The organism is Kitasatospora sp. NPDC047058, assembly GCF_040643935.1.
Taxonomy (GTDB): Bacteria; Actinomycetota; Actinomycetes; order Streptomycetales; family Streptomycetaceae; genus Kitasatospora.
Window position 1 is genome coordinate 1 of the sequence record NZ_JBEYVJ010000553.1, and the last position, 3,877, is coordinate 3,877.

General features: G+C 79.2%; 2 protein-coding genes. Both read right to left on the reverse strand.

Annotated elements, in window-relative coordinates:
- Positions 1-1,126 (reverse strand): cysteate synthase (locus ABZ885_RS37275; protein WP_360199037.1); only part of this gene is annotated, 1,126 nt, incomplete at its 3' end.
- The coding region (locus tag ABZ885_RS37280; protein WP_360199039.1) for an amino acid adenylation domain-containing protein at positions 1,123-3,877 on the reverse strand (2,755 nt) is incomplete at its 5' end. The genes ABZ885_RS37280 and ABZ885_RS37275, both read right to left, overlap by 4 nt.

Sequence of the window (3,877 nt, forward strand, 5' to 3'; positions counted from 1 at the left end):
CCTCGGCGAACAGCCGTCCGGCGGCGGCCGCCTCGGCGGCGGCCACGGCCCGCAGCTCCCCGCCGCTCTCGGCGAGGATCTCGCGCACCCCGCCGGCCACCGCGTAGGGCGGCTTGCGGGTGGTCAGCTCCTGGGCGTACGACGCGGCGATCGCCGCCCGCACGGCCGGGCCGGAGCCGACGACCGGCTCGGCCAGGCCGTCCTGCCAGGCGCGGACCATCGGGGCGAACGCGGTGTTCTGGCAGAGCGTCAGCCGGGGCAGCCCGCCGGACGGGCCGTCGGCGTGCTCCGCGGCCGGGAAACCCGCCGCCAGCAGCCGCCGGGCGGCCTGGTGCGCGGCGATCGCGCCGGCCCCGCTGCCCACCGCCTGCACGTAGTGGTCGGGCAGCCGGCCGATGGTCTCGGCGGCCGCCAGCAGCGCGGTGCCGAGGCCGTCGCGCCGGGCCACGTTGCGGGTGCCGCCCTCGGCCTGGTGGCCCGGCCGGGCGGCGATCGCGTCCGCCAGCCCGATCGCGTCGGTGTAGTCGCCGGCGACCGTCACCAGCCGGACGCAGTCGGCCCGTTCACCGGCGCCGGCGAGTACGGGCAGCGCCGTGTCCGGCACCACCAGCACGCACGCCACCCGCTGCTGCGAGCAGGCCCGCAGGAACGCCGCGGCGGTGTTCCCGGCGGACGCGACCACCAGGACCGGCGGCCGCTCGGGCAGCCGGGCCAGCACCGCCTGCGCCTCCAGCTCCTTGAAGCTGCCGGTGGCGAGGGCCGCGCCGCGCTCGGGCCAGTAGCCGCTGAACGCGACCCACAGCTCGGCCAGGCCCAGCTCGCGGCCCAGCCGCTCGGCCCGGTAGGTGGCGCCGCCGCTGCCCTCGGGCAGGGCCCGGCCGGCCGTCGGCAGCCAGCAGCGGTAGCGGAACGGGCCGCTGCCGGGGCCGGGGGCGAACGCGGTGGCGTACTCCGTGCTCAGCAGGCCCGGCCGGTGGGCGGCGGCGCAGTCCAGCCGCAGCCCGTCGTCCTGGTAGCCCTCCCGGCAGACCGGACAGCGCAGCAGGTACGGGCGGTCCGCGGGGGTGGCGGGTCCGGCGGCCGGCCGGGCGGAGGGGACGGACGGGAGGTACGGGGCGGAGGTCATCGGCCCTCCCCGGTGGTGGGCCGGCCGGCCTCGGACGGACGGCCGGCGGACGCGCCGGCGGGCACCGGGCGCAGCGCGCCGTCGGAGCCGCGGCTGACGGCGTACCGGGAGCGGTCCACCCGGGTCAGTCCCGGCCGGCCCGCGCCGGCCGCCCGCTCCGGCCGCACGGCCGCCGCGTCCACCAGGGCGGCCACGGCCGCGACCGTGGGCCGCTCGAACAGCTGGTGGAGCGGCAGCTCGGCGCCGAACTCGGCCCGGGCGCGCTCGGCGAAGCGGGCCAGCAGGAGCGAGTGCGCACCCCGGTCGAACAGGTCCTCGTGCCGGCCGACCGGACCGGTCCCGAGCAGGTCGGCCAGCAGCGCGGCGATCCGCTCCTCGGTCGGACCGGCGGGTTGCTCGGTTCCGCCCGAGGTTCCGCCCGAGACGCCGCCGGTGGTCCCACCCGGGAGATCGCCGGCGGTCTCCGGCGCGGGCAGCGCCCGCCGGTCGACCTTGCCGTTGGCGGTCAGCGGCAGCTCGTCCAGCGTCACCAGCAGCGAGGGGACGGCGTAGCCGGGCAGGGTGCGCCGCAGCTGCTCGCGCAGCTCGCCGGGGGCCGTGCGCGCGCCGTGCTGCTCGGGGCCGTTCCGTTCCGGGCCGTGCTGTTCGAGGAAGGCGACCAGCCGGGCCCGGGCGCCCTCGCCGTCCACCACGACCGCCGCCCGGCGTACCGCGGGCAGCCGCTCCAGCGCCGTCTCGACCTCGCCCAGCTCGATCCGGTGCCCGTGCAGCTTGACCTGGGTGTCCACGCGGCCGACGAAGAGCAGCGCACCCTCCGGCCCGCGCCGCACCAGGTCGCCGGTGCGGTAGAGACGCGCCCCCGGCTCGGCGCCGAACGGGTCCGGCACGAAGCGCTCCGCGGTCAGGCCGGGCCGTCCGAGGTAACCGTGGGCGAGGCCGTGGCCGCCGATCAGCAGCTCGCCGGTGATCCCGGCCGGGACCGGCTGCAGGGCCGGATCGACCAGGTAGAGGCGGGTGTTGGCGACCGGGGTGCCGAGCGGCAGCTCGCCGCCGGCCGCGGTCAGCTCGCCGCGCGCCGACCAGACGGTGGTCTCGGTGGGGCCGTAGACCTGCCACAGCCGCACGCCGCGGGCCAGCAGTTCCGCGGCCAGCTCGGCCGGCAGCCGCTCCCCGCCGCACAGCGCGGTCAGCCCGGGGGTGCCCGTCCAGCCCGCGTCCAGCAGCAGCTGCCAGGTCACCGGGGTGGCCTGGAGGTGGCTGACCCCGCCGGCCTCCAGGCAGGCCCGCAGCCGCGAGCCGTCGCCGGCCGTCGCCGCGTCCGCCAGGTGCACGGTCGCGCCGGTGGCCAGCGGCAGGAAGTACTCCAGTGCGGCGATGTCGAAGGCCGGGGTGGTGACGGAGAGCCAGCCGGAGCCGGGGGCGGGCGCGAGGTCGCGCTCGAAGGAGGCCAGCAGGTTCGCCAGCGCCCGGTGCGGCACCACCACGCCCTTGGGACGGCCGGTCGAGCCGGAGGTGTGCAGCACGTAGGCCGCCGCCTCCGGGTCGACCGCGGTGTCGGCCGGGCGGCGGGCCTCGCCGATGTCACCGGCCGGCAGCACCGCCCAGTCGCCGGCCGGCACCCGCTCGGCGGGCAGGTCGGTCAGCACCGCGGCGGCGGCGCCGTCGGCCAGCACCAGGGCCAGCCGCTCGGCCGGGTGGCCCGGGTCCAGCGGCAGGTAGGCGGCGCCGGATTTGAGGACGCCGAGCAGCGCGGCGAGCAGCCGCGGGGTGCGCGGCAGCAGGACGGCGACCGTGCTCCCGGGGCCGACGCCCAGGGCGCGCAGCCGCGCGGCGACGCCGTCGGCCAGCCGGTCGAGGGTGCCGTAGTCCAGCTGCTCGCCGCCCCCGGGGCCCGCGGCGCGGACCGCGACCGCCAACGGGGTACGGGCGGCCTGCGCCTCGAAGCGGCGCACCACACCGTCGGCGGGGTCGTAGCCGAGCGCGGTGTCGTTGCCCTCGGTGAGCAGCGTCCGCCGCTCGGCCGGCGTGACCAGCGGCAGTGCGCCGGCCGGCCGGGCGGCGTCGGCGGCGATCTCCGCCAGCAGCGTGGCGAACCGGGCGGCGAAGCGCTCGGCGGTCGCCGGGAGGTAGCGGTCGGTGTCGTAGCGGACCGAACCGGCCAGGCCGCCCGCGGCCGCCCCCAGGGTGAGCTGGAGGTCGAACTGGCTGCCGCCGACCGGCACCGCCAGCGTCGAGCACTCCACGCCGCCCAGGGTGAACGGGACGCCGTCCCGCCCGGTGGCCATCGCCACCAGCGCCTCGGCGTGCCCGCCCGGCGCCTGCTGCAGGCTGAACAGGCTGCGCACCAGCGGCCGGCCGCCCTGGTCACGGTCCGGTCGGGCCAGCTCGACCAGCGCGGGGAACGGCACCTCGGCGCCGTCCAGCGCAGCGCCCGCGGCGTCCCGCACCCGGGCCAGCAGCGCGGTGAACGGCTCGGCGGCGTCGATCCGGGCGCGCAGCGGCACGGTGTTGACCAGGCAGCCGACGGTGCCGGCGAACTCGGCGTCGGTACGGCCGTGGGTCGGGCTGCCGACCACCACGTCCGACTCGCCGGTGCAGCGGGCCAGCAGCAGCTGGAAGGCGGCCAGCAGCACGACGTACAGCGTGCTGCCCTCGCGCCGGGCCAGCGAGGTCAGCGCCTCGGTGGTGGCGGCGTCCACCGCCACCGGCACGGTCGCGCCGCGCATCCGCTGGCGCTGGGGCAGCGGCAGG